We start from the raw sequence: 22,600 nt of genomic DNA, 5'->3' as shown, positions 1-22,600 counted from the left end.
GTGCGGCGGCCGGCGCTCCTCGGAAAGCGGGCGCCACGGGACCCCGGCGCTGGTACAAAGTGATCATCTCCCGCGCCGGCAGGGCGCGGGTTCCGGACAGAGGGGGACCGGCCGTGCCCATGACCACTCGCGCCGTGGTGGAGGAGCTGCTGCGCCGTATCGGCGAGGGCGACCCGGAGCGCATCGCCGAGCTGTACGCCGAGCGCATCGACTGGAAGCTGGACTGGCCCGAGGGGGAACACGGCCGCGCCGCGACCCCGTGGATCCGCCACCGCACCACCCGCGCCGGCGCCGCCGCCCACTACCGTGAACTGATGCAAGGCCATGCGCCCGGGCAGGCGGCCACCGAGATCGAGCGCATCCTGGTGGACGGCGCCGACGCGGTCGTGCTCGGCGAGATCCGCCAGACCGCCCGCCCCACGGGCCGCTCCTACCGCGCACGGTTCGCCCTGCACCTCACCGTCGCACAGGGCCTGGTCACCCGGCATCACGTCTACGAGGACAGCCTCGCCGTGGCCGCGGCGTTCGCGGCGGACGACGCATCCCACGCCCGCTGAGCCCCCTGCGAGGGCAGGGGCCGTGGGCCTTCATCCCGGGCCGGAAGCTGCCGCAGCCGCCGGTCCTGGGCCGCGGCCCGCGCCTTCGCCGCCGGGGGGACGACGAGCCCGGCGTCCCAGGGGCGTCCCCGTGAAGTCGCCCACCGGGCACGCCTGCTACGGGCGGGGCGGGCGTTCTCAGGTCGAGCCCTGCCAGTCGTCGCCGTTGACGATCAGCCCGGCGACGATCGCCCCGGACATCCCGGCGTGCGCCAGGCCCCCACCCGGGTGCGACCAGCCGCCGACGGCGTACAGCCCGGGTATCCGGGTGCGGTTGGCGGGCCGCAGGAACCGGCCGCCGCCACCGGCCAGCGCGGGACCGGGCAGCAGCGCCTCCGCGGCGGGCGGCAGCACCTCCTGCCACAGCAGCCGCTCCCGCAGCCCCTCCACCACGGCCTCGGCGCGCTCCGTCATCCGCGCGGCCAGCGCCTCGGCCTCGTCCGCGGAGAGTCCGCCGGGACCGGGCGCCGCGACCGTCGCCGTCAGCGTCACCGCCTCATGGGCGTCATCGGGGCGGGTGGCCGGATCGTCCGGCCGCAGCACCGTCACCGTCGGCGCCGCCGGGGCGCCGCCGCCGAAGACCGCGGCCAACTCCGCCGCGCGGTCGTCGGTGTGCACCACCGTGCGGTGTGCGGCATCGCCGGGCCGGGCGCCACGCAGCGCCAGCGCCACCGTCATCCGGGCGGGCACCGCACCCGGCGGCGGACCGGCCGGGGCGTCCGACGCCTCCCAGGGCGCGCCGCCGGGCACCAGCGCCGCCAGCGCCTGCGGGGTGACCCCGGCGACCACGTGCTCCGCCTCCGTCACCTCGCCGCCGGCCGTGACGACACCCGCCGCCCGGCCGTCCGCCACCACGATCCGCTCGACCGGCGCCCCGAACCGGAACTCCACGCCGCGCGCCACGCACCGCGCGTGCAGCGCGTCCGCCAGCGCCCGCATGCCACCGGCCGGATACCAGGTGCCGAACGTCTGCTCCATGTACGGCAGCACCGCCGCGCTCGCCGGGACGGCGCGCGGATCGAAGCCGTACGCCGTGGCATGGCTCTCCAGCAGTGCGATCAGCCGCGGATCGGACAGCTCACGGCGGGCGACCTCGGCGAGCGTCGCGGTCGTCGGACCCTTGCCGCGGCCGAACAGGCCGCGGCGGCGCACCGCCGGATACGGATCGCGCCCCAGCACCTGCCAGTCCGCCCACAGCGGCTCCTCCAGGAGCGGTCTGCGGGTGGCGTCCCAGGCGTCGCGGGCGCGGCCCAGGAAATCGCTCCAGCGCTCCCCGGCGCCCGCGCCCAGCGCACCGTCCAGCGCCGCGAGAACGCCGCCGCGCGAGGCGTTCGGCAGTGAGACCGCCGTGCCGTCGGGGAAGACATGACGGCTCGCGGGATCGACCTGGGTGAGCGTCAGCGCGCTCTCCAGCGGCTCCCGGCCGGTCTTGATGAACAGATCGCGGTAGACCGCGGGGAGGTGCAGCAGCGCGGGCCCGGTGTCGAACCCGAACCCCTCGCGCGCAAAGCGCCCCAGCGCCCCGCCGTACGTCGCCGCCTGCTCGCACACCACCACCCGGTGGCCCGCGACGGCCAGCCGCGCGGCGGCCGCCATCGCGCCCGCGCCCGCCCCGATCACCGCAATCCGTGCCATGTCCGCGACTGTATCCGCACCCACTGACAACGCCCGCACCACGGCCCGGCGGGCGGCCTCAGCGCGGGACGGGATCCGCCTCCGCGGCGGCCCGCAGCCGCTTCTCCTCGCGGCGTTCACGGCGCCGCCGCAGCGCCCGGCGGATCCGCGACCAGAGCAGGATCACCAGCGCCAGACCGGCCAGCAGCAGCGTCGCGGCGATCACGGCGGCGATCACCGGATGGAAGACCGCGAACGCGATCAGCCCGGCGACCCCGAGGTCCTCGACGACGCTCACCACGATGTTGCTCGCCGGCTCCGGCGAGGTGTTGACCGCCAGCCGCGCCCCCGCCTTGACGAGATGGCTCAGCAGCGCCGCCGAACCGCCGACCGCACCGGCCGCCAGCTGCGGCAGCGACCCGTCGTGCCCGGCCAGCAGCGCCGCCACGACGCCGCCCGCGACGGGCCGTACGACGGTGTGCACGGCGTCCCAGACGGAGTCGACGTACGGGACCTTGTCGGCGACGGCCTCGAAGAGGAAGAGCACCGCGGCGGCGATCAGCACATCGGGGCGCTGCAGTGCGTCCGGCACCTCGTCGGCGACGCCGGTGGCGCCGAGCAGGCCGAGGAGCAGCACGACGGCATAGGCGTTGATCCCGCTCGCCCAGCCACTGGTGAACACCAGCGGGAGTACGGACATGCCGGAGATCGTAGAACAGCGTGGGGACGGGGTGCTCACGGGTGAGTACGCGTACTCAGACGGTGAGATGAGTAGGTACGCGGATGGGCGGCACCCCACCGGAACGACAGAGTGGTGTCCACCGAAGGGACGCGGCGCCGCACCGCCGGCACGGGGCGGCGGAGCGGCGCAGCATCCCGGACGTGACGGGGGAAACACGGGGGAAGTACGGGGGAACACGGGGGAAGCACGGGGGAAGCGCTGCCCTGGTCGGATCGGTGGGGGAACGATCCGCGCCAGGGCAGCGCACTTTCCGCGTCCGGCCCCGGGAGCGGCGGGGGATCGCGGCGCCCCGGGCGGGACGGTTCCCGGCGGTGCGCCACGGGCGGCGCACCGGGGACGGTGCCCGGCCGACATCCGCCGGGCAACGGCCCGTTCGGGCCGGCGGATCAGCCGCGGTGGCCGCTCACCCGCCCCTGGAGCAGCCGCGACAGCGCCGCGTGCACCTCGTCGAGGGAGCGGTCCGGCTGGTACGACTGCCAGTCCAGCGCCGCCACCAGCACCATGCCGAACAGCGCCGACGCCGTCAGCGGCACATCGATCTCCTCGCTCAGCTCGCCCTGGGCGACGGCCTCCTGCAGCACGCCCTCCACCACGGCCACGGCCCGCTGGCGCACCACCATCAAGGTGGACTGCCAGGCTCTGTTGGTGCGCCACAGTTCGGCCACGTAGAGCTGGGTGAGCGCCGGGTAGCGGGAGATGAAGTCCAGACCGGCGCGGATCATCGCGTCCAGCGCGTCGATGCGGGAGCCGCCGCGGCCGGTCACCTCCTCGGCCGCTTCCTGGAGGGAGGCCGCCAGCAGTTCGATGCCGTGCCGCAGCAGTTCCTCGAAGAGAACGTTCTTGCTCGCGAAGTTGTAGTAGACCGTGCCCTTCGCGACCCCCGCCCGCTCGGCGATCTCGTCCACCGTGGTGGAGGAGAAGCCCTGTTCGGCGATGAGGGTGACCGCGGCGTCGAAGAGTTTGCGCCGGGTGGCGTCGCGGCGTGAGTGGGAGCTGTCCATGCAGGTGATTGTGCCGGTCCGCGGCCGCTGCCCGCTCCCGGGCGCGGCCGCGGGCGCAGGTCCTTCCCGGGCGCCGCCGCCGGCCGGTGCGCCGTCGGCACCGGAACGCACCCCCGGCCGGGCGAATTGCCTCCCTGTCACCGGACTTCTCCGTGAAAGCCCAGGTCAGGGCCGATTGTCAGTGGTGTGCCGCAGGATGGGGGCAACGGTTGTGAACCGGATTGCGACGACTGGAGGTTCGTCATGGCAGCTCGTCCCGCGCCGGGCAGCTCCGCTGCGTACGGTCCCCCGAGCGATGTCCACCCCGTTCTGCGGCGTTCGGCAGCGCCACCCGCCGCCCTCACCCTGCTCACCCAGGCCCGGCAGGGCCTCACCGAAGCCGAGACCCTGCCGTCCCCGAACGAACGCTTCGCGACGGCCCATCTCGCCGCGCTGCGCACCGCCGCCGCGGTGTTGGCCGTCCGGGGCAGGCCCGAGGCCACCCCGCGCCGGCGCCGCCGCATCCGCAGCGCCTGGGACGTCCTGCCGGAGGTCGCACCGGAACTGACCGAGTGGAGCGCCCTCTTCGCCGCCGGCGCCGAACGCCGGGCCCGGGCCGAGGCCGGCATACCCGGCGCGGCCGGCCGGCGGGAGGCCGACGACCTCATCCGCGCCGCCGCCCATTTCCTCCGCCTGGTCGAGCGCCTGCTGCTGCTCCAGCCGTCCCTGCCGGACCAGCGGGCGGGGTGAGCCGGAGGGGCGGTGCGCGGGCCGGCGGCCCGCGCCCGGCCCGGCCGGTGGCCGGTGCCGCACGCCGCGCACGCCGTGTGCGGGCGCGGGGCCGTCGCCGCCCCACGGGGCCCGTCGCCGGCCGGGCCCCGACCGCCCGGCCGGGACGCGACGGAAGGAGCTGAAGCCGCAGGTGGCGCCGCAGGCCGCGGACGGTGCGGGACGCAATAGGGTGGTGAGCGCCTAGTTGTTCTGCCCCTCCGAGGAGCCACCCGCCGTGTCTGACCCGCTGCGCCCGCGCGCATCCCTTCGTACCGCCGTGGTCTGGGAGGTTCTCAAGGACGCCCTGGAGCGCCGGGCCGCGGCTGCCGGGCGCGATGTCCTCGACGTCCTCGACACCGGAGGCGGCACCGGCAACTTCGCCGTGCCGGTCGCCCGCCTCGGCCACCGCGTCACCGTCGTCGACCCGAGCCCCAATGCCCTGTTCGCCCTGGAGCGCCGTGCCGCGGAGGCGGGCGTCGCCGACCGGGTGCGGGCCGTCCAGGGTGACGCCCACGGCCTCTTCGACGTCGTCGAGCGCGGCGGCTTCGACGCCGTGCTCTGCCACGGCGTCCTGGAGTACGTCGACGAGCCGGCCGAGGGCGTCCGCAACGTCGTCGCCGCGCTCCGCGAATCCGGCACCCTGAGCCTCCTCGCGGCCGGGCTCGGCGGCGCCGTGCTGGCCCGTGCCCTCGCCGGGCACTTCACCGAGGCCCACCAGGCCCTCACCGACCCGGCCGGACGCTGGGGCGAGGGCGACCCGGTGCCCCGCCGGTTCACCGCCGACCAGCTCTCCGGGCTGGTCACCGGCGCCGGGCTGCAGGTCGGCGCGGTGCACGGCGTACGGGTCTTCGCCGACCTCGTCCCGGGCGTGCTCGTCGACACCGAGCCCGGCGCGATGGAGGCGCTGCTGAAGCTGGAGGCGGCCGCCGCCGAGCAGCCCGCGTTCCACTCGGTCGCCACTCAACTGCACGTTCTCGCCGAGCGCGGCTGATCGCCACCGGCGGCCGGCCGCCGGGTGCGGTCGGCCACAGCCCACCCGATCAGCCTCTTCGCCCCGTATGATCGAGGGACGACGTTCCGGCATGACGGATAGGCGGGTGGGGAATGCAGGCAGCATCACCACCGGCCGCCCTGGCGGCCAGGACAGTGGACTGGCGCAGAGGGGCGGGTTTCACGGGGGCGAATCCCTGCCTATCCTGAAAGGGCCGCACCCGGTCGCCCCCGCGACCGACGAGTAGGAGGACTCCGTGCCGCTCTCGGAGCACGAGCAGCGCATGCTCGAGCAAATGGAGCGAGCGCTGTACGCCGAAGATCCCAAGTTCGCGACAGCGCTTGAGGGAAGCGGGCTGCGCACGTACACCCGGCGACGGGTCTACCAAGCGGTCGTCGGCTTTCTTGTCGGTATCGGCCTGCTCATGGCCGGCATGGTCGCCCAGCAGATCTGGATCAGCGTCGTCGGCTTCCTGGTGATGCTCGGCTGCGCCGTCCTCGCGGTGACCGGCTGGCGCAAGGCCCCCAAGCCCGGCGAGCAGCGGCCCGGCGCGGCCCCGGGGAAGCGCGGCAGGGCGGGCGGAGCGCCCGCACGGCGCGCGTCCGGTGGCCGCCGCTCGATGATGAACCGCATCGAGGACCGCTGGCAGCGCCGCCGCGACGAACAGGGCCACTGAGCCCGCACCGCCCCCGGCCCTGAACGGCTCCGCCGAGCCGAACGGCCCATTCAGCCCTTGACGGGGCCGCCCACCTCGGGCGGTCCCGTTTTTGCGTGGGGCTTTCTTGGCCGGGTGTGGGTTCTTTTTCGGGCTGAGGTCGGGGCCGGGGCCGGGTGGGTGTGTGAGGCGGGAGCCTTGCCTTCTGTGCGGCCGGAGCCGCGCGGCCCGGAATCTCGGAGCTTCGGTCCGTGCGGCCGGGAAGCCCGGAGCCTCGATCCGCGCGGGCACCGCGCCCCGCCTGAGCGCCCCGCCTGAGCCGGGCCTGCGCCCGCGCGGAATGCCGTCCCGTCCCGTGGCCGGAACCATGCGCTCGACGGCTCGACGGCTCGACGGCTCGACGGCTCGACGGCTCGACGGCTCGACGGCTCGGCGCGCCGGGCCCGCCCCGAACCGCCGTACGCCCGGCCTCCGGCCTCGGCGTACGGCGGTTCCGTCCGGGGCCGGTCAGGGCCGCCGGCCGCCGGGCTGCAGTGCCGAGGTGAGGCGGCGGAGGGCGGTGGCCGGGCGGCCGGCGGCGTGGCGCCGGCGGAAGGCCGTCCACCGGGCCGCGCACGCGCGCAACTGCCGGTCCGCGGAGCGCGGCGCCAGCGTCGCCCGCCAGCGCGTCCCGCGGGACGCCTGCGCGCGCAGGGCGGCACAGACCAGGCGGACGTCCTCGGCCACCTGCGGTGCGGGCCGCGGTCGCGCCGCGTACCGGGACTCCTCGACCGCCCCGGCCACCCGGTGCACGGCCGCCGTGGCCTCGGGCGGCAGCGCGGCGGTGTCGGCCAGCCGGACGGCCGTCCGGCGCGGGGTGAGCGCCTCGTCCGGTGGTATGCCCAGGTCCCAGGCGGTGTCGGTCAGCTCCTGCCAGGCGGCGGGGGCGGCCTGCGGGCCCTGGGCGGCCAGCCGCCGGGTCCGGGCCCGGCGCCGCCGGAGCGCGGGGAGCGCGGCCACCGCGAGCAGCAGCAGACCACCCAGGGTGAGGCCGGTGGCGGCGAGGACGGACGGGCCGCCGCCCGGGGGGCCCGGGGCCGGGGCCGAGGGCGCCGCCGCCGTGCAGCCCGCGGCGCCCGCGCGCTGACCGGGACCGCAGGTCGGATCGGGCCGCGGGCCGTCGGTCGGCTTCGCGGGCCGGGTCGGCTGCTGCGCCGGGGAGCCCGGCGTGTGGTCCTGCGAGGTATCCGGCAGCGCGTACTCCGGGACGTTGCCGCGGCTCGGGGTGGGCTCGAAACGCGTCCAGCCCACCCCCTCGAAGTACAGCTCGGGCCAGGCATGGGCGTCCCGCAGGCCGACCGAGGTCGTACCGTCCGGCTGCTTGGTGCCCGGCGTGAAACCGACGGCGACCCGCGCCGGGATGCCCAGGGTGCGCGCCATCGCGGCCATCGAGAACGAGAAGTGGACGCAGAAGCCCTCCTTCTGCTGCAGGAACCGCACGATGGCCTTCACCCCGCTGCCCGCCCGCACCTCGGTGTCGTAGCGGAAGCCGCCGTCGGTCGCGAACCAGTCCTGGAGCTTGACGGCCTTCGCGTACGGGGTGGCCGCGCCGCGGGTCACCTGCCGGGCCGTCGTCGCGACCACCGGCGGCAGTTCGGCGGGGACCCGGGTGTACTCGCGGCGCAGCTCGGTGGGGGGCGGCGGGGCCTCGGCGAGCTGCCGCGCCGTCGGCCGCACCCGCAGGCTCTCCACCTGGTACTGCAGGCCGCGGGTGTTCTGGCCGCGATCGCCCACCAGGGTGCGGCCCTGCTCCTCGAAGCGCCACCGCCCGGCGATGCCGACCCGGGAGGCCGGGAACGGCATCGGCAGCCAGTTCTGGCCGTACCACTCGGCGGTCGAGATCGAGGTGTTGATCCGGGAGGTGGCGACGTCGGGGGAGAGGCCGGCGGGACGCGGCAGCTGCTCGGGCACGTCCGTCACCGTCCGCTCGGACGGCTTCCAGGCCGTGCCGTCGAACTGGTCGAGCGCCACGATCCGCAGATACAGGTCGCGGGTGTCGCTCGCCGTGGTGCGGTAGTTGAGGACCTCCTTGTCCTCGGGCTGGTTCAGGCTGTTCTGGAGCGAGACCAGCGGGTTGACGGCCGAGATGGTGCCGCCGCCGGCCCCCGCGTCCCGGCCGCCCGCGCCGAGCAGCCCGGTGCCCAGCGACGGCAGCACCGCCGGGACGGCGACGGCGACACCGAGCGCCAGCGCGCCGATCCGCCGCCCGTGCCGCACCGGCACCGGAGCCGGCCCGGACGCCGTCCGCCCGGAACGCGGCCACCACCGCGGGCCCCGGCCGGCCGTGCCGCCGAACACCCGGCCCCAGCGCGAGAGCCGGTCCCGGCCCTCGGCCAGCAGGAGCAGCAGATAGCCCGCGGCGGAGATCAGGAACCACAGCCAGCCGGTGCCGTCCGCCGCCAGTCCCGCCGCCACCGAGTAGAGCGCCAGCAGCGGCAGCCCGGCGGGCGCGGCGCTGCGGTACGTGACCGCCAGCGCGTCCACGACCAGGCCGACCAGCGTCACCCCGCCGACCAGCAGCAGCCGGATGCCCGGGGTGAGCGGCGCCGGGCTGGCGTACCGGCTCACGTCCGCGACCCCGGACTGCCCGAGGCGGACCAGCTCCGCGACGGCGTCCGGGCCCGGCACCACCCCGAGCAGCGCCTGCCCGCCCGCGTACAGCGCGGTCAGCGTCAGCAGCGCCACCGCGACCTGGGCCACGACGACCACCGGCCGGGGCCACGGCAGCCGCCGCGCCCCGGCGCCCGCGGCGGTCACCAGCACCACCAGCAGCGCCGCCTGCACCATCCAGCCGACCGGCTCGACCAGCGGCACCAGCGCACAGGACGCGCAGAGCGTCGCCACCGCCGCCCACAGGGCAGGCCCCCGCCCGCTCATCCGCGCCCTCCCGCCGGCACGGCCCGGCCGCCCGCGGAGCGCCCGGGGACCGGCGTCCGCCCGATCGCCGCGGCGCGCCGTCCGGGTGCCCCTCCGCCGTGCCGCCGCCCGCTCACGTCCCGCCTCATGTCCCGCTCCCCGCCCCCGCTGCCGCGCCGTCCGTGTCCGCCGGGGCGTACGGCGTGGCCGCCGCGCCCGCCCAGGGACCATCGGAGGGTATGCCGCTCGCGCCGTCGGCCGCCCGCCAGAGCGCGGGCAGCGAGGCGCCCGGCGCCACCGGCAGGGCCGTCCAGCCGGCCTCGCGGAGCATCCGCAGCCGGTCGTCGAGCCTTCCCGGGCGGGCGCCGGGCCCCGCCTGCCAGGAGTGCTGCGCCCAGGCGTCGCCGTCCAGGACGAAGGCGACCGCGGCCGCGCTGCGCCGCCGCATCCGCGCCGCCGCCTCGGCCGCCGCCTCGTCCAGCTCCCCGAAGAACCCGATCAGCAGCCCCTCGCCGCCGCGCAGCGCCTCGTACGCCGCCGAGAGGTCCGGCTGCGCGGACGGCTCCACCACGGCGAGGGCGTCCAGCAGCAGCCCGGCCGCCGCATCGGAGTCCGAGCCGCCCGGCCCGGCGGCGGTGCCCTCGGGGCCGGGCACCGCGGAGCCCGTGTCCGTCAGCAGCCGTACCGGGAAACCGCGCTCCAGCAGGTGCGTCGCGGTGGACGCGGCGGCCGCCACCGCCCATTCGAAGGCCGACTCGGGACCCGTGCCGCGATGGGCCGCCTCCCGGGTGTCGAGCAGGACCGTGCACCGCGTCCGCTGCGGCTGCTCCTCCCGGCGGACCATCAGCTCACCGTGGCGCGCCGTGGACCGCCAGTGGACCCGGCGCAGATCGTCGCCGTGGCGGTAGCCGCGCGGAATGACGTCGTCCTCGCCCGCCAGCGCCGCCGAACGCCGCCGCCCGTCGCCGAACCCGGCCGTCTCCCCGGCCATCCGCACCGCCGGCAGCGGCTGCGTGCGGGGCACCGCCGTCAGGGTGTCCGAGGAGCCGAAGGCGCAGGTCAGCTCGCACATGCCGAACGGGTCGGCCAACCGCAGCTCCAGCGGCCCGAGCGCGAAGCGCCCCCGTAGATCCGACCGCACGCGGTACGACACCTCCCGGCGCCCGCCCGCCTCGACGCGGTCCAGCACGAACCGCGGCCGCGGCCCGAGCACGTACGGAACCCGGTCCTGGAGCATCAGCACACCGGTGGGCAGCCGGGAGAGGTTCTCCACCGACAGCCGCACCCGGGCCTCGGCGCCCACCGGCACCCGGGCGGGCACGAGCGTGCGGTGCGCGGCGACGTGGTGGCGCGTGCGGTGCAGCACCAGGACGCAGACCAGCGGGAGCGCCGCCAGCAGCAGCCCCACCCGCAGCAGATCCGCCTGGCCCAGCAGATACGCGCAGATCGCGGCGGCGACCCCCGCGGCGAGGAACGACCGGCCGCGCGTCGTCAGCCCGGCGAGGGCCGCCCGCAGGCCGCCCTGCCCGGCGACCTGGCTCCCGCCGGACATCACCGCTCCCGGAGGCCGGGCGGGCGGCGGTCCGGCGCGTCCCCGCGGGCCTGCCGCGCCGGGTCCGGCACCGGGACGCGGTGCAGGATCTCCAGCACGATCTGCTCCGCGCCGCGGCGGCCCAGCTGCGCCTGCGAGGTCGGCAGCAGCCGGTGCGCGAGGACCGGCACGGCCAGCGCCTGCACATCGTCGGGGAGGACGTACTCCCGCCCGGCGAGCGCCGCGGCCGCCTTCGCCGCGCGCACCAGGTGCAGCGTCGCCCGCGGCGAGGCGCCCAGCCGCAGATCCGGATGGGCGCGGGTGGCCGCCACCAGCTCCACGGCGTACCGGCGCACCGCCTCCGCCACATGGACGGCCCGCACCGCCTCGGTCAGCCGGACCACGTCCTGGGCCCGCGCCACCGGCCGCAGCCCCTCCAGGGGCGAGGCGGCGCCGTGCGCGTCGAGCATCCGCAGCTCGGCCGCCGGGCTCGGATAGCCCACGGAGACCCGGGCCATGAAGCGGTCCCGCTGCGCCTCCGGCAGCGGATAGGTGCCCTCCATCTCCACCGGGTTCTGGGTGGCGACGACCATGAACGGGCTGGGCAGCTCGTACGTCCGGCCGTCCATCGTGACCTGCCGCTCCTCCATGGACTCCAGCAACGCCGACTGCGTCTTGGGGGAGGCGCGGTTGATCTCGTCCCCGATCACGAACTGGGCGAAGATCGCGCCGGGCTTGAACTCGAACTCCTTGCTCTGCTGGTCGAAGACGCCGACACCGGTGATGTCGGACGGCAGCAGATCCGGGGTGAACTGGATGCGCCGCACCGAGCAGTCCAGGGACCGCGCCAGCGCCTTGGCCAGCATCGTCTTGCCGACGCCCGGCACGTCCTCGATGAGCAGGTGCCCCTCGGCGAGCAGCACCGTGAGCGCCAGCCGTACGACCTCCGGCTTGCCCTCGATGACACCTTCGACCGACCGCTGCACCCGTTCGGCAGTGGTGGTCACATCAACGAGGCTCGCTCGCTCGTCATACGTCGTCACCGGCCCTCCTCGGCCCTTCCCCGTGCCCGCGCTGAACAGAGGATTCCTCATCACCGGACCGGCGCCTTCCGTACGGCCCGGCCCGCCCCCGGACGCGGCGCCGCACCCGGCCCGAGCCGCGGCGACGCCACCCCCGCATTCTCACCGGCGCGCGCACTCCACGTCATGGCCTGTGGACAACTGACGGTGTTTCGCCCCGGCGGGTGACGCCGGCCCGCCCGCCTTCGGGCAGCACGAAGCCGGGCACGGGACGTGGGTCCCGCACCCGGCGTCGGCGCGAGGTCAGCGCTGGGGGAAGATCTCCCGCAGCAGACCGGTGGTGACGTCGAAGACGAAGCCGCGGACGTCGTCCTTGTGCAGCAGGAACGGCGAGGTGCGCACCCGCTCCATCGACTGGCGGACGTCCTCGTCGAGGTCCTTGAACGCCTCGACCGCCCAGGTGGGGCGCTGGCCGACCTCGGCCGCCAGATCGTGGCGGAAGTCCTCGGTGAGGCCCAGCAGACCGCAGTCGGTGTGGTGGATGAGGACCACCGAACGGGTGCCCAGCGCGCGCTGGCTGATGGTCAGGGAACGGATGATGTCGTCGGTGACCACGCCGCCCGCGTTGCGGATCGTGTGGCAGTCACCCAGCTCCAGACCGAGCGCCGCGTGCAGGTCGAGACGGGCGTCCATGCAGGCCACGACGGCGACCTTGAGGACCGGCCGGGCATCCATGCCGGGGTCGCTGAAGGCGTCGGCGTACTGCGCGTTCGCCGTGACGAGGCGGTCGGTGACGGTGGTCCCGGCGGGCGCGGTGCCGTCGGCGGCCGGGGACGGCGACTGTGAGGCAGATATGGACATGGCCTCACCGTAGCTCCGGAGGCCGGATCCGGCCGCACCTGGGAGTGGTCATAGCGGGTGACATCACCCCTTGTGACGTAATCCACATGGAGCGTTACGGTGTCCCCGTTCGGGTGAGCGAGGCCCCGGACAGCCGCTCCGGGACGCGCGGAACCGGTTGATTGACCGGGGAAGGCGGTGGACTAAAGTGGCGCGAAGTGGGAGGCGTGACGCTCTCCTCGGTCCCCGAAGCCCTCGCGTGTCCACCACACGTACGGCTCGGCCTCCTCCCGCTCCAGCGGCCTTCCGACGCCAATTCCCGTCGCCGGAGAGCCACTTCCCCTTCAGAGCGGGCGGGGACCAAGCGGTACGTGCGGCACCCCGCCAGCGGCCGGGGACCCACCTGCCGCTCACCCATCGGAAGGCTTATGAGCGAGCGCAGCGAGCGAATCAGAAAGAGGTGCGCCCGCCCCGGATGCGGGTCCGCCCGGCGAAGCGGGGGCCGCGCATGAGCGCCCACACCCGCCACGTCCCCGTCATGCTCCGGCGCTGTCTGGACATGCTCGCCCCCGCCCTCGCCGAGCCGGGCGCCGTCGTCGTCGACTGCACCCTCGGCCTCGGCGGCCACAGCGAGGCGCTGCTCGCCACCTTCCCCGCGGCCCGGCTCATCGCCCTCGACCGCGACCCCTCCGCGCTGCGCCTGGCCGGCGAACGCCTCGCCCCCTACGGTGACCGCGCCACCTTGGTGCACGCCGTCTACGACGAGCTCCCCGAGGTCCTCGACCGCCTCGGCGTGCCCCGGGTGCAGGGCGTCCTCTTCGACCTCGGCGTCTCCTCCATGCAGCTCGACGAGGCCGACCGCGGCTTCGCCTACGCACAGGACGCGCCGCTGGACATGCGGATGGACCAGACGACCGGCATCAGCGCCGCCGACGTCCTCAACACCTACGCCCCCGGGGAGCTGGTGCGGATCCTGCGCTCCTACGGGGAGGAGAAGCAGGCCAAGCGGATCGTCGAGGCGATCGTCCGCGAGCGGGCGAAGGAGCCGTTCCGCAACAGCGCCCGGCTCGTCGAGCTGATCCGCGACGCGCTGCCGCAGGCCGCCAAGCGGCACGGCGGCAACCCCGCCAAGCGCACCTTCCAGGCGCTGCGCATCGAGGTCAACGGCGAGCTGGCGGCCGTGGAGCGGGCGGTGCCCGCCGCGGTCAAGTCGCTGGCGGTCGGCGGCCGGATCGCGGTCCTCGCCTACCACTCGCTGGAGGACCGGATCGTCAAGCAGGTCTTCGCCGCCGGTGCCGCCAACACCGCGCCGCCCGGCCTGCCCGTCGTGCCCGAGCAGTACCAGCCGCGGCTGAAGCTGCTCACCCGGGGCGCCGAACTCCCCACGGAGGAAGAGGTCGCCGAGAACCGGCGCGCGGCCCCGGCCCGGCTGCGCGGCGCCGAACGCATCCGTGAGGACATCGCGTGACCCCCCGGGGGCGTTCGCCGAGGGGGCCCTCCCGCCTCGCGGCGCTGTTCCCCGGCGGGAGCAGTTCCGCCGCGCGAACGCCCTTCGTCCTGCTGGTCGTCGTCCTCCTCGGCTCCGGGCTGCTCGCCCTGCTGCTGCTCAACTCCGCGCTCAACCAGGGCTCGTTCGAGCTGAGCCGGCTGGAGAAGCGGACCGACGAGCTCACCGACGACCAGCAGGAACTCCAGCAGCAGGTGGACGCGGTCTCCGCGCCGGGCGCCCTCGAACGCCGCGCCCGGGAGCTGGGCATGGTGCCGGGCGGCAACCCGGCGTTCCTCGCCCCGGACGGCACGGTCCGCGGCAAGCCGAGCGAGGCGACCGAGGAGCCGCGCCCGCTGCACGCCCCGGCCGGACCGCTCCCCGGGGCGCTCGGCGGCTCCCCGGGGGCGCAGGCACCGTCCCCGGGCGCCCCCGGCGCCCCGTCCCCCGCGCCGTCCGCCACGCCCGGCGCACCGGCCCCGGCCGCCCCGCCGCCCGCCGCGACCGTCCCCGCCCCGACAACCTCCGGCAGGTGAACCCGGTGACGTACCAGGCCCCCCAGCCGTGCGGCGCAGGAGCCCCGCGGCCCCCCGCGGCCACGGGGACCGCCGCCCCGCACCGGCCGGCCGTGTCATGACCGCGCCCAAGGATCCCCGGCGCCGCGTCCCCCGCCCCGCACAGAGCGCCGGCGCCCGCCGCCCGGCCCCGAAGAGCGGCCGGCCCACCCCGAAGACCGGCCGGCCCGCGCCGAAGGGCGGCCGCCCCCAGGCCGCCCGCCGCCCCGCCAAGGCCGCCCCGCCGCGGCGCCCCGCCCGGCCGCGGCCGGCCCCGCGGCCCGCGCCCGCGCTCCGGCTGGGCAGCCCCCGGCCCCGGCTGCGGCTGATCGCCCTCGCGCTGACGCTGGTGATGCTGGTCTTCGTGGTCCGCCTCTTCCAGGTGCAGGCCGTCGACGCCGCCGCGTACGCCGCCAAGGCCAACGTCAACCGCTACGTCCCGGTGACCCTGGCCGCCGAGCGCGGCACCATCACCGACCGCTCCGGCACCGACCTCGCCACCACCGTCGACGCCTACGACATCACCGCCGACCCCAGCCTGCTGGCGCCCGACAAGACCAAGATCCCGGACGCCCCGCAGCGGGCCGCCGCGCTGCTCGCGCCGGTCCTCGGCGAGGACCGCGCCACCCTCGCCGCCAAGCTGTCCAAGCCCTCCTCCCGGTACGTCGTCCTCGCCCGGCAGCAGACCCCGCAGGTCTGGAAGAAGATCAAGGACATGCGGGCGGAGCAGGACAAAAAGGCCGCCGCCGCACCGAAGAAGGCGCCCGCCCCCAACGTCCTCGTCGGCATCTTCGCCGACAAGCACAGCAAGCGCGTGTACCCCAACGACGCCCTCGCCGCCGGCGTCCTCGGCTTCGTCAACAGCGAGGGCAGGGGCGGCGGCGGACTGGAGGCGCAGCTGAACAAGGAGCTGGCCGGCAAGGACGGCAAACTCGTCTACGCCCAGTCCGGCGGCCGCCGGGTGCCCACCGCCGACACCCAGGAACACCCCGCCGTCCCCGGCACCGACATCCGCCTCACCCTGGACCGCGACATCCAGTGGGAGGCGCAGAAGGCCATCACCGAGCAGGTCACCAGGTCCAAGGCCGACCGCGGCTACGTCGTCGTCCAGGACACCCGCACCGGACAGATCCTCGCCCTCGCCAACGCCCCCGGCTTCGACCCCAACCACCTCGACCGCGCCGACCCCGCGGCCCTGGGCAACGCCGCCCTCACCGACGCCTTCGAACCGGGCTCCACCAGCAAGCTGATGTCGATGGCCGCCGTCCTGGAGGAGGGCGCCGCCACCCCCGCGACCCGCGTCACCGTCCCCAACCGGCTGCACCGCGGCGACCGGCTCTTCGCCGACGACGTCGACCACGACACCTGGCACCTGACCCTCAACGGCGTCCTCGCCAAGTCCAGCAACATCGGCACCATCCTCGCCACCGGCCAGCTCGGGAAGACCCAGCCCGAGGCCAACCGGGTGCTCCACTCCTACCTCGACAAGTTCGGCATCGGCCGCCCCACCGGGCTCAACTTCCCCGGCGAGACCGACGGCATCCTGGCCAAGCCGCAGGACTGGAACACCTCGCAGCAGTACACGATCCCGTTCGGCCAGGGCCTCTCCCTCAACGCCGTGCAGGCCGCCTCCGTCTACTCCACCATCGCCAACGGCGGCGAGCGCATCGCGCCCACCCTCGTCCGCGGCACCACCGGGCCCGACGGCCACTACCGTCCGGCGCCCACCCCGGAGAAGAACCGCGTGGTGAGCCGGCAGACCGCCCGGCAGCTCGCCACCATGCTCGAATCCGTCGTCGACGACCGCGAGGGCACCGGTGCCGCCGCGAAGATCGACGGCTACCGCGTGGGCGGCAAGACCGGCACGTCCAACCGGGTGGATCCCAAGACCGGCCGCTACCACGGCTACACCGCCTCCTTCGCCGGTTTCGCCCCCGCCGACACCCCCCGCATCACCGTCTACTGCGCGGTCCAGAACCCGACCAAGGGCAGCTATTTCGGCGGCCAGGTCTGCGGCCCCGTCTATCAGCAGGTGATGAAGTTCGCGCTCAAAACCCTGCAGGTCCCGCCCAGCGGCAGCGCGCCCCCGAGGCTGCCCGTCACCTTCACGCCAGGCGACTGAAAACGAGGCAACATCGCCGTGACGACCATCACTCCCCACGGAACACCCGAGCCGGCGCACCGCTCGCGCACAAAACCCTCACTTCGCCTCGGAGCTGCCACGCCCGGTACGCTCACCGCCGTGTCACATGCTGAACAGTCCCCCAACGCCCAGAAGGACGCCTCCGGAACGTACCCGGGAGCGCCCCGCCCCGAGGTGGTCCGTCCCACCCCGCTTGCGGTCCTCGCCGAGCAGCTGGGCACCCCCGCTCCCGACGCGGCAGACGTCCAGGTCACCGGCATCACCCATGACTCCCGGGCGGTACGCCCCGGTGACGTCTACGCGGCACTGCCCGGGGCCCGCCTGCACGGCGCCGACTTCGTCGCCCAGGCCGCCGATCTCGGCGCCGCGGCGATCCTGACCGACCCGACGGGCGAGAAGCGCGCCGCCGGAACGGGCCTGCCGGTCCTGGTCACCGAGGACCCGCGTGCCCGGATGGGCGCCCTGGCCGTCTCCATCTACGGCGCGCCGGGCGAGGACCTCCTCCAGATCGGCATCACCGGGACCTCCGGCAAGACCACGACGGCCTACTTGATCGAAGGAGGCCTGCGCGAAGCGCTGTCCCGTGCGGGCGGCCGCGAGGCCGCGGCCGCCGCCGACGGCAAGGGCGCGCTGACCGGTCTGATCGGCACCGTCGAGACCCGCATCGGCGACGAGCGCATCAAGTCCGAGCGCACCACCCCCGAGGCCACCGACCTGCAGGCGCTCTTCGCCGTCATGCGCGAGCGGGGCGTCAGCTCCGTCGCCATGGAGGTCTCCAGCCACGCGCTGGTCCTCGGCCGGGTCGACGGCTGCGTCTTCGACGTCGCCGTCTTCAACAACCTCAGCCCGGAGCACATGGAGTTCCACTCCGGCATGGAGGACTACTTCCAGGCCAAGACCCGGCTGTTCACCCGGGCCCGCAGCCGCGCCGGTGTCGTCAACCTCGACGACGAGTACGGCAAGCGCCTGGCCCGCGGCCTCTCCGAGGTCCCGGTGACCACCTTCTCCGCCGAGGGCCACCCGGACGCCGACTGGCGCGCCTCCGACGTCGAGATCGGCACGCTCGGCTCGACCTTCACGGTGCACGGCCCGAACGGTGAGAAGCTGCGGGCCGCCTCGCCGCTCGCCGGCCCGTTCAACGTCGCCAACGCGCTCGCCGCGATCACCGCCCTGGTCGTCGCCGGGATCGACCCGCAGACCGCCGCCGACGGCGTCGCCGCGGTCCCCGGTGTCCCCGGCCGGCTGGAGCGCGTCGACGCCGGTCAGCCCTACCTCGCCGTCGTCGACTACGCGCACAAGACCGACGCCGTCGAATCGGTTCTGCGGGCGCTGCGCAAGGTCACCGACGGCAAGCTGCACGCCGTGCTCGGCTGCGGCGGCGACCGTGACCCGCACAAGCGCGTCCCCATGGGCGCCGCGGTGGCCCGCCTCGCCGACACCGCCGTACTGACCTCCGACAACCCGCGCTCCGAGGACCCGCTGGCGATCCTCGCGACCATGCTCGCGGGCGCCGCCGAGGTACCGATCCACGAGCGCGGGACCGTCCTCGTCGAGGAGGAGCGCGGCGCGGCCATCGCCGCCGCCGTCGCCCGCGCCGAACCGGGCGACACCGTGATCGTCGCCGGCAAGGGCCACGAACAGGGCCAGGACATCGCCGGAGTGGTCCGCCCCTTCGACGACCGCCAGGTGTTGCGCGAGGCCATCGAGGCCTCGCAGTCCGAGCAACAGCCGAACCACCAGGGATGACACACCGCCATGCGCGCACAACCTTTCCGCTGGTACCTTCCGCCGCTCGCCGGGGGTGACCTGTGATCTCCCTGACCCTCGCCGAGATCGCGAGCATCACCGGCGGGCAGCCGCACGACATACCGGACCTGGAACTCCAGGTCTTCGGCCCGGTCGTGCAGGACTCCCGTCAGGTACGCCCCGGCAGCCTCTTCGTGGCCTTCGCCGGTGAACGGGCCGACGGCCACGACTTCGCCGCGGGCGCCGTCGCCGACGGCGCGACGGCCGTGCTCGCGGCCCGTCCCGTCGGCGTCCCGGCGATCGTCGTCGACGACGTCACCGCCGCGCTCGGCGCGCTCGCCCGCGCCGTCGTCGGGCGGCTGGGCACCAACGCCGTCGCCCTCACCGGCTCCGCCGGCAAGACCAGCACCAAGGACCTGATCGCCCAGCTGCTGCGGCGCAACGGCCCGACGGTCTGGCCGGAGGGCAACCTCAACAACGAGATCGGCCTGCCGCTCACCGCGCTCCGCGCCGACGAGAGCACCCGTCACCTCGTGCTGGAGATGGGCGCCCGCGGCGTCGGCCACATCCGCTATCTCGCGGCGCTCACCCCGCCCCGGATCGGTGTGGTCCTCAACGTCGGCAGCGCCCACATCGGCGAGTTCGGCGGCCGCGAGCAGATTGCGCTGGCAAAGGGCGAACTGGTCGAGGCCCTGCCGTCCGCGGAGGAGGGCGGCATCGCCGTGCTCAACGCCGACGACCCCTACGTCCGCGCGATGGTGCACCGCACCAAGGCCCGTACGGTCCTCTTCGGCGAGGCGCCGGAGGCCGACATCCGTGCCGAGAATGTCCGGCTCACCACACTCGGTCAGCCCGCCTTCACGCTCCACACACCCTCCGGGTGCAGCGAGGTGACCATGCGGCTGTACGGTGAGCACCACGTGTCGAACGCGCTCGCCGCGGCCGCCGTCGCCCACGAGTCGGGCATGTCCGTGGACGAGATCGCCACCGCGCTCTCCGAAGCCGGCACGCTCTCCCGCTGGCGGATGGAGGTCACCGAGCGCGCGGACGGCGTGACGGTCGTCAACGACGCCTACAACGCGAACCCCGAGTCCATGCGAGCGGCGCTGCGAGCGCTGGTCGCGATGGGCGAAGCCGGCAAGGCGCGGGGCGGGCGCACGTGGGCGGTGCTCGGAGAGATGGCCGAGCTGGGCGAGGACGCCCTCGCCGAACACGACGCGGTCGGACGCCTGGCCGTCCGGCTCAACGTCAGCAAGCTCGTGGCGGTCGGTGGCAGGGAAGCCGCCTGGCTGCAAATGGGCGCTTACAACGAGGGTTCGTGGGGTGAGGAGTCGGTGCACGTGTCCGACACGCGGGCGGCGGTCGACCTGTTGCGCAGCGAGCTGCGGCCGGGGGACGTCGTGCTGGTGAAGGCATCCAGGTCGGTGGGGCTCGAACGGGTCGCGGCGGCATTGCTGGACGACGAGGGCGTACAGGGCGCCGAGAGCGGGTCCGCGGCCCGATGAACTCCATGAAGCAGATCCTCTTCTCCGGAATGATCGGGCTCTTCCTGACCCTGATCGGTACCCCGCTGCTGATCAAGCTGCTGGCCAAGAAGGGCTACGGGCAGTTCATCCGCGATGACGGACCCCGTACCCACGGCAGCAAGAAGGGCACGCCCACCATGGGCGGCATCTCCTTCATCCTGGCCACGATCATCGCGTACGCCCTGACGAAGGTGATCACCTCCAGCGACCCGACCTTCTCCGGTGTGCTGGTGCTCTTCCTCTTCGCGGGCATGGGCCTGGTCGGCTTCCTCGACGACTACATCAAGATCGTCAAGCAGCGTTCGCTGGGCCTGCGGGCCAAGGCGAAGATGGCCGGCCAGCTGATCGTCGGCATCGCCTTCGCGGTGCTCTCGCTGCAATTCGCCGACCTGCGCGGCGCCACCCCGGCGTCCGACCGGCTCTCCTTCACCCAGGACTTCGGCTGGCAGATCGGCCCGGTGCTCTTCGTCATCTGGGCGCTGTTCATGATCCTGGCGATGTCCAACGGCGTGAACCTCACCGACGGTCTCGACGGTCTGGCCACCGGCGCCTCGGTGATGGTCTTCGGCGCGTACACCTTCATCGGCATCTGGCAACACCAGGAGTCCTGCGCCAACGCGATCACCGCGGGCCCCGGCTGCTACGAGGTGCGCGATCCGCTCGACCTCGCGGTCGTCGCCTCCGCCCTGATGGGCGCCTGCTTCGGCTTCCTGTGGTGGAACACCTCGCCCGCCAAGATCTTCATGGGTGACACCGGTTCGCTGGCGCTGGGCGGTGCGCTCGCGGGTCTGGCGATCTGCTCCCGCACCGAGCTGCTGCTGGCGGTCCTGGGCGGTCTGTTCGTCCTCATCACGATGTCCGTGGTCATCCAGGTCGGCTCGTTCCGCCTGACCGGCAAGCGGGTGTTCCGGATGGCGCCACTTCAGCACCACTTCGAACTCAAGGGGTGGTCCGAAGTCCTTGTCGTGGTCCGCTTCTGGATCATCCAGGGCATGTGCGTGATCGTCGGCCTGGGCCTCTTCTACGGCGGTTGGCAGGCCGCCAAGTGACCGCCGAATTCGCAGGCGCGTACATCACCGTCGCCGGCCTGGGCGTGAGCGGCATCAGCGCCGCCCGCGCCCTGGCCGGCCGCGGCGCCCATGTCACGGTCGTGGACGGCGGCGACGGCGAGCGGCAGCGGGCCGCCGCCGCGGAGCTGACGGAGTGGGCGGCCCGCGAGGCCGCCGGCGGGTCGGTGACCGTCCGCCTCGGCGACGGCGCCACCCTCCCCGAGGGCACCGGCCTCGTCGTCACCTCGCCCGGCTGGCAGCCGGACAGCCCGCTGTTCACCGCGGCCGCCGAGGCCGGGGTGGACGTCGTCGGCGACGTCGAGATCGCCTGGCGGCTGCGCGGCCCGGACGCCGCCGACTGGCTGGCGGTCACCGGCACCAACGGCAAGACCACCACCGTGCGGATGCTCGCCGCGATCCTGGAGGCCGAGGGCCTGCGCACCACGGTCGCCGGCAACATCGGCACCCCGATCATCGACCTCGTCCTCGCCCAGGACACCGAGCGCTACGACGTCCTCGCCGTGGAGCTGTCCAGCTACCAGCTGCACTGGGCCCCGTCCGTACGGGCCCACTCCGGCGCGGTCCTCAACCTCGCCCCCGACCACCTCGACTGGCACGGCTCCATGGACGCGTACGCCGCCGACAAGGGCCGGATCTACGAGGGCAACACCGTCGCCTGCGTCTACAACGTCGCCGACAAGGCGACCGAGGACCTGGTCCGCGAGGCCGACGTCGAGGAGGGCTGCCGGGCGATCGGCTTCACCCTCGGCACCCCGGGCCCCTCGCAGCTCGGGGTGGTCGACGGCATCCTCGTCGACCGCGCCTTCGTCACCAACCGCCAGAAGCAGGCCCAGGAACTGGCCGAGGTCGCTGACGTAACGCCGCCGGCCCCGCACAACATCGCCAACGCCCTCGCGGCCGCGGCGCTGGCCCGGGCGTACGGCGTGCGGCCCGCGGCGGTCCGCGAGGGGCTGCGGGCGTTCCACCCGGACGCCCACCGCATCCAGCACATCGCGGACGTCGCCGAGGTGGCGTACGTCGACGATTCCAAGGCGACCAACACCCACGCGGCCGAGGCGTCGTTGGCCTCGTACGAGCACATCGTCTGGATCGCCGGCGGGCTCGCCAAGGGAGCCACCTTCGACGAGCTGGTGCGGACGGCCGAGGGCAGGCTGCGCGGGGCGGTGCTGATCGGCGCCGACCGGGCGCTCATCCGCGAAGCCCTGGCGCGACACGCCCCCGATGTCCCGGTGGTCGACCTCGACCGGACCGACACTGGGGCGATGTCCGCGGCGGTCCGCGAGGCGGCCGCCCTCGCCGAGCCCGGCGACACGGTGCTCCTGGCCCCGGCCTGCGCCTCGATGGACATGTTCACCAACTACAACAAGCGCGGCGACGCCTTCGCCGACGCGGTGCGCGACCTGGGCGCATCTGGCCGGTAGCCGCTCGTCCCGCTCCC

The 22,600-nt window shown here is 74.8% G+C and carries 18 protein-coding genes; 11 read left to right on the top strand and 7 right to left on the bottom strand.

Features of this window, described 5'->3' with window-relative positions:
• Window positions 1-119: 119 nt before the first annotated feature.
• Entirely contained in the window at window positions 120-557 is a 438-nt protein-coding gene (locus ABT345_RS01300; RefSeq protein WP_345085039.1) for a nuclear transport factor 2 family protein, read from the top strand.
• Between the two features lie 177 nt (window positions 558-734).
• On the opposite strand, the gene ABT345_RS01295 is transcribed toward ABT345_RS01300, so the two are convergent.
• The 3 genes from ABT345_RS01295 to ABT345_RS01285 all read right to left on the bottom strand — a co-directional run bounded on the left by ABT345_RS01295 (window position 735) and on the right by ABT345_RS01285 (window position 3,953).
• Entirely contained in the window at window positions 735-2,231 is a 1,497-nt protein-coding gene (locus ABT345_RS01295; protein WP_345083273.1) for a phytoene desaturase family protein, read from the bottom strand.
• Window positions 2,232-2,289: 58 nt separating this feature from the next.
• Complete coding sequence (locus tag ABT345_RS01290; RefSeq protein WP_345083271.1) at window positions 2,290-2,910, bottom strand: DUF4126 domain-containing protein; 621 nt, start codon at window positions 2,908-2,910, stop codon at window positions 2,290-2,292.
• A 428-nt stretch (window positions 2,911-3,338) separates the two neighbouring features.
• Window positions 3,339-3,953, bottom strand: a complete 615-nt coding sequence (locus ABT345_RS01285; RefSeq protein ID WP_345083269.1) for a TetR/AcrR family transcriptional regulator — start codon at window positions 3,951-3,953, stop codon at window positions 3,339-3,341.
• A 243-nt stretch (window positions 3,954-4,196) separates the two neighbouring features.
• On the opposite strand from ABT345_RS01285, the gene ABT345_RS01280 reads away from it, so the two are divergent.
• The 3 genes from ABT345_RS01280 to ABT345_RS01270 all read left to right on the top strand — a co-directional run bounded on the left by ABT345_RS01280 (window position 4,197) and on the right by ABT345_RS01270 (window position 6,370).
• On the top strand, window positions 4,197-4,682 hold the full coding sequence (locus ABT345_RS01280) for an SAV_6107 family HEPN domain-containing protein (RefSeq protein ID WP_345083267.1): 486 nt from the start codon (window positions 4,197-4,199) through the stop codon (window positions 4,680-4,682).
• Between the two features lie 256 nt (window positions 4,683-4,938).
• Complete coding sequence (locus tag ABT345_RS01275) at window positions 4,939-5,694, top strand: class I SAM-dependent methyltransferase (protein ID WP_345083265.1); 756 nt, start codon at window positions 4,939-4,941, stop codon at window positions 5,692-5,694.
• Between the two features lie 256 nt (window positions 5,695-5,950).
• Window positions 5,951-6,370, top strand: a complete 420-nt coding sequence (locus tag ABT345_RS01270; protein ID WP_345083263.1) for an SCO2097 family morphological protein — start codon at window positions 5,951-5,953, stop codon at window positions 6,368-6,370.
• Window positions 6,371-6,856: 486 nt separating this feature from the next.
• Here ABT345_RS01270 and ABT345_RS01265 read toward each other — a convergent pair whose 3' ends face one another.
• The 4 genes from ABT345_RS01265 to ABT345_RS01250 form a co-directional block, all read right to left on the bottom strand.
• The gene (locus ABT345_RS01265; protein ID WP_345083261.1) at window positions 6,857-9,265 is read right to left on the bottom strand and encodes a transglutaminase TgpA family protein; all 2,409 of its coding nucleotides are present in this window, start codon (window positions 9,263-9,265) and stop codon (window positions 6,857-6,859) included.
• 124 nt (window positions 9,266-9,389) lie between these two features.
• Window positions 9,390-10,796: a DUF58 domain-containing protein gene (locus ABT345_RS01260; protein WP_345083259.1), complete on the bottom strand. Its 1,407-nt coding sequence runs from the start codon at window positions 10,794-10,796 to the stop codon at window positions 9,390-9,392.
• Window positions 10,796-11,818, bottom strand: a complete 1,023-nt coding sequence (locus tag ABT345_RS01255; RefSeq protein WP_345083257.1) for an AAA family ATPase — start codon at window positions 11,816-11,818, stop codon at window positions 10,796-10,798. The genes ABT345_RS01260 and ABT345_RS01255 overlap by 1 nt, the downstream gene beginning before the upstream one ends.
• 282 nt (window positions 11,819-12,100) lie before the next feature.
• On the bottom strand, window positions 12,101-12,658 hold the full coding sequence (locus ABT345_RS01250) for a beta-class carbonic anhydrase (RefSeq protein ID WP_345083255.1): 558 nt from the start codon (window positions 12,656-12,658) through the stop codon (window positions 12,101-12,103).
• Window positions 12,659-13,145: 487 nt separating this feature from the next.
• On the opposite strand from ABT345_RS01250, the gene rsmH reads away from it, so the two are divergent.
• From rsmH to murD, 7 genes are all read left to right on the top strand, one after another.
• Window positions 13,146-14,105, top strand: coding sequence for a 16S rRNA (cytosine(1402)-N(4))-methyltransferase RsmH (gene rsmH / locus ABT345_RS01245; RefSeq protein WP_345083253.1), 960 nt, complete (start codon window positions 13,146-13,148; stop codon window positions 14,103-14,105).
• On the top strand, window positions 14,102-14,659 hold the full coding sequence (gene ftsL / locus ABT345_RS01240; RefSeq protein WP_345083251.1) for a cell division protein FtsL: 558 nt from the start codon (window positions 14,102-14,104) through the stop codon (window positions 14,657-14,659). The genes rsmH and ftsL overlap by 4 nt, the downstream gene beginning before the upstream one ends.
• Before the next feature lie 97 nt (window positions 14,660-14,756).
• Window positions 14,757-16,799, top strand: coding sequence for a peptidoglycan D,D-transpeptidase FtsI family protein (locus ABT345_RS01235; RefSeq protein ID WP_351320286.1), 2,043 nt, complete (start codon window positions 14,757-14,759; stop codon window positions 16,797-16,799).
• Between the two features lie 18 nt (window positions 16,800-16,817).
• Window positions 16,818-18,566, top strand: a complete 1,749-nt coding sequence (locus ABT345_RS01230; RefSeq protein WP_345083247.1) for a UDP-N-acetylmuramoyl-L-alanyl-D-glutamate--2,6-diaminopimelate ligase — start codon at window positions 16,818-16,820, stop codon at window positions 18,564-18,566.
• 62 nt (window positions 18,567-18,628) lie between these two features.
• Window positions 18,629-20,071 carry a UDP-N-acetylmuramoyl-tripeptide--D-alanyl-D-alanine ligase gene (locus tag ABT345_RS01225; protein ID WP_345083245.1) on the top strand — a complete coding sequence of 481 codons (1,443 nt, stop codon included), beginning with the start codon at window positions 18,629-18,631 and terminating at the stop codon, window positions 20,069-20,071.
• Between the two features lie 5 nt (window positions 20,072-20,076).
• Window positions 20,077-21,141, top strand: a complete 1,065-nt coding sequence (mraY, locus tag ABT345_RS01220) for a phospho-N-acetylmuramoyl-pentapeptide-transferase (RefSeq protein ID WP_030281734.1) — start codon at window positions 20,077-20,079, stop codon at window positions 21,139-21,141.
• Window positions 21,138-22,583 carry a UDP-N-acetylmuramoyl-L-alanine--D-glutamate ligase gene (gene murD, locus ABT345_RS01215; RefSeq protein WP_345083242.1) on the top strand — a complete coding sequence of 482 codons (1,446 nt, stop codon included), beginning with the start codon at window positions 21,138-21,140 and terminating at the stop codon, window positions 22,581-22,583. Before mraY ends, murD begins: the two co-directional genes overlap by 4 nt.
• The last annotated feature ends 17 nt before the right edge of the window (window positions 22,584-22,600 follow it).

This window comes from Streptomyces sp. NPDC000404, from assembly GCF_040300365.1.
In the GTDB taxonomy this organism is placed as follows: domain Bacteria; phylum Actinomycetota; class Actinomycetes; order Streptomycetales; family Streptomycetaceae; genus Streptomyces; species Streptomyces ramulosus.
This window is presented reverse-complemented; position numbering and strand designations above follow the sequence as displayed.

What these genes read in the sequence shown, in the direction of transcription:
- ABT345_RS01290 (WP_345083271.1), bottom strand. Translation starts at nt 2,910, where the DNA reads ATGTCCGTACTCCCGCTGGTGTTCACCAGTGGCTGGGCGAGCGGGATC.
- ABT345_RS01280 (WP_345083267.1), top strand. Translation starts at nt 4,197, where the DNA reads ATGGCAGCTCGTCCCGCGCCGGGCAGCTCCGCTGCGTACGGTCCCCCG.
- rsmH (WP_345083253.1), top strand. Translation starts at nt 13,146, where the DNA reads ATGAGCGCCCACACCCGCCACGTCCCCGTCATGCTCCGGCGCTGTCTG.
- ABT345_RS01285 (WP_345083269.1), bottom strand. Translation starts at nt 3,953, where the DNA reads ATGGACAGCTCCCACTCACGCCGCGACGCCACCCGGCGCAAACTCTTC.
- ABT345_RS01300 (WP_345085039.1), top strand. Translation starts at nt 120, where the DNA reads ATGACCACTCGCGCCGTGGTGGAGGAGCTGCTGCGCCGTATCGGCGAG.
- ABT345_RS01265 (WP_345083261.1), bottom strand. Translation starts at nt 9,265, where the DNA reads ATGAGCGGGCGGGGGCCTGCCCTGTGGGCGGCGGTGGCGACGCTCTGC.
- mraY (WP_030281734.1), top strand. Translation starts at nt 20,077, where the DNA reads ATGAAGCAGATCCTCTTCTCCGGAATGATCGGGCTCTTCCTGACCCTG.
- ABT345_RS01260 (WP_345083259.1), bottom strand. Translation starts at nt 10,796, where the DNA reads ATGTCCGGCGGGAGCCAGGTCGCCGGGCAGGGCGGCCTGCGGGCGGCC.
- ABT345_RS01295 (WP_345083273.1), bottom strand. Translation starts at nt 2,231, where the DNA reads ATGGCACGGATTGCGGTGATCGGGGCGGGCGCGGGCGCGATGGCGGCC.
- ABT345_RS01250 (WP_345083255.1), bottom strand. Translation starts at nt 12,658, where the DNA reads ATGTCCATATCTGCCTCACAGTCGCCGTCCCCGGCCGCCGACGGCACC.
- ABT345_RS01235 (WP_351320286.1), top strand. Translation starts at nt 14,757, where the DNA reads ATGACCGCGCCCAAGGATCCCCGGCGCCGCGTCCCCCGCCCCGCACAG.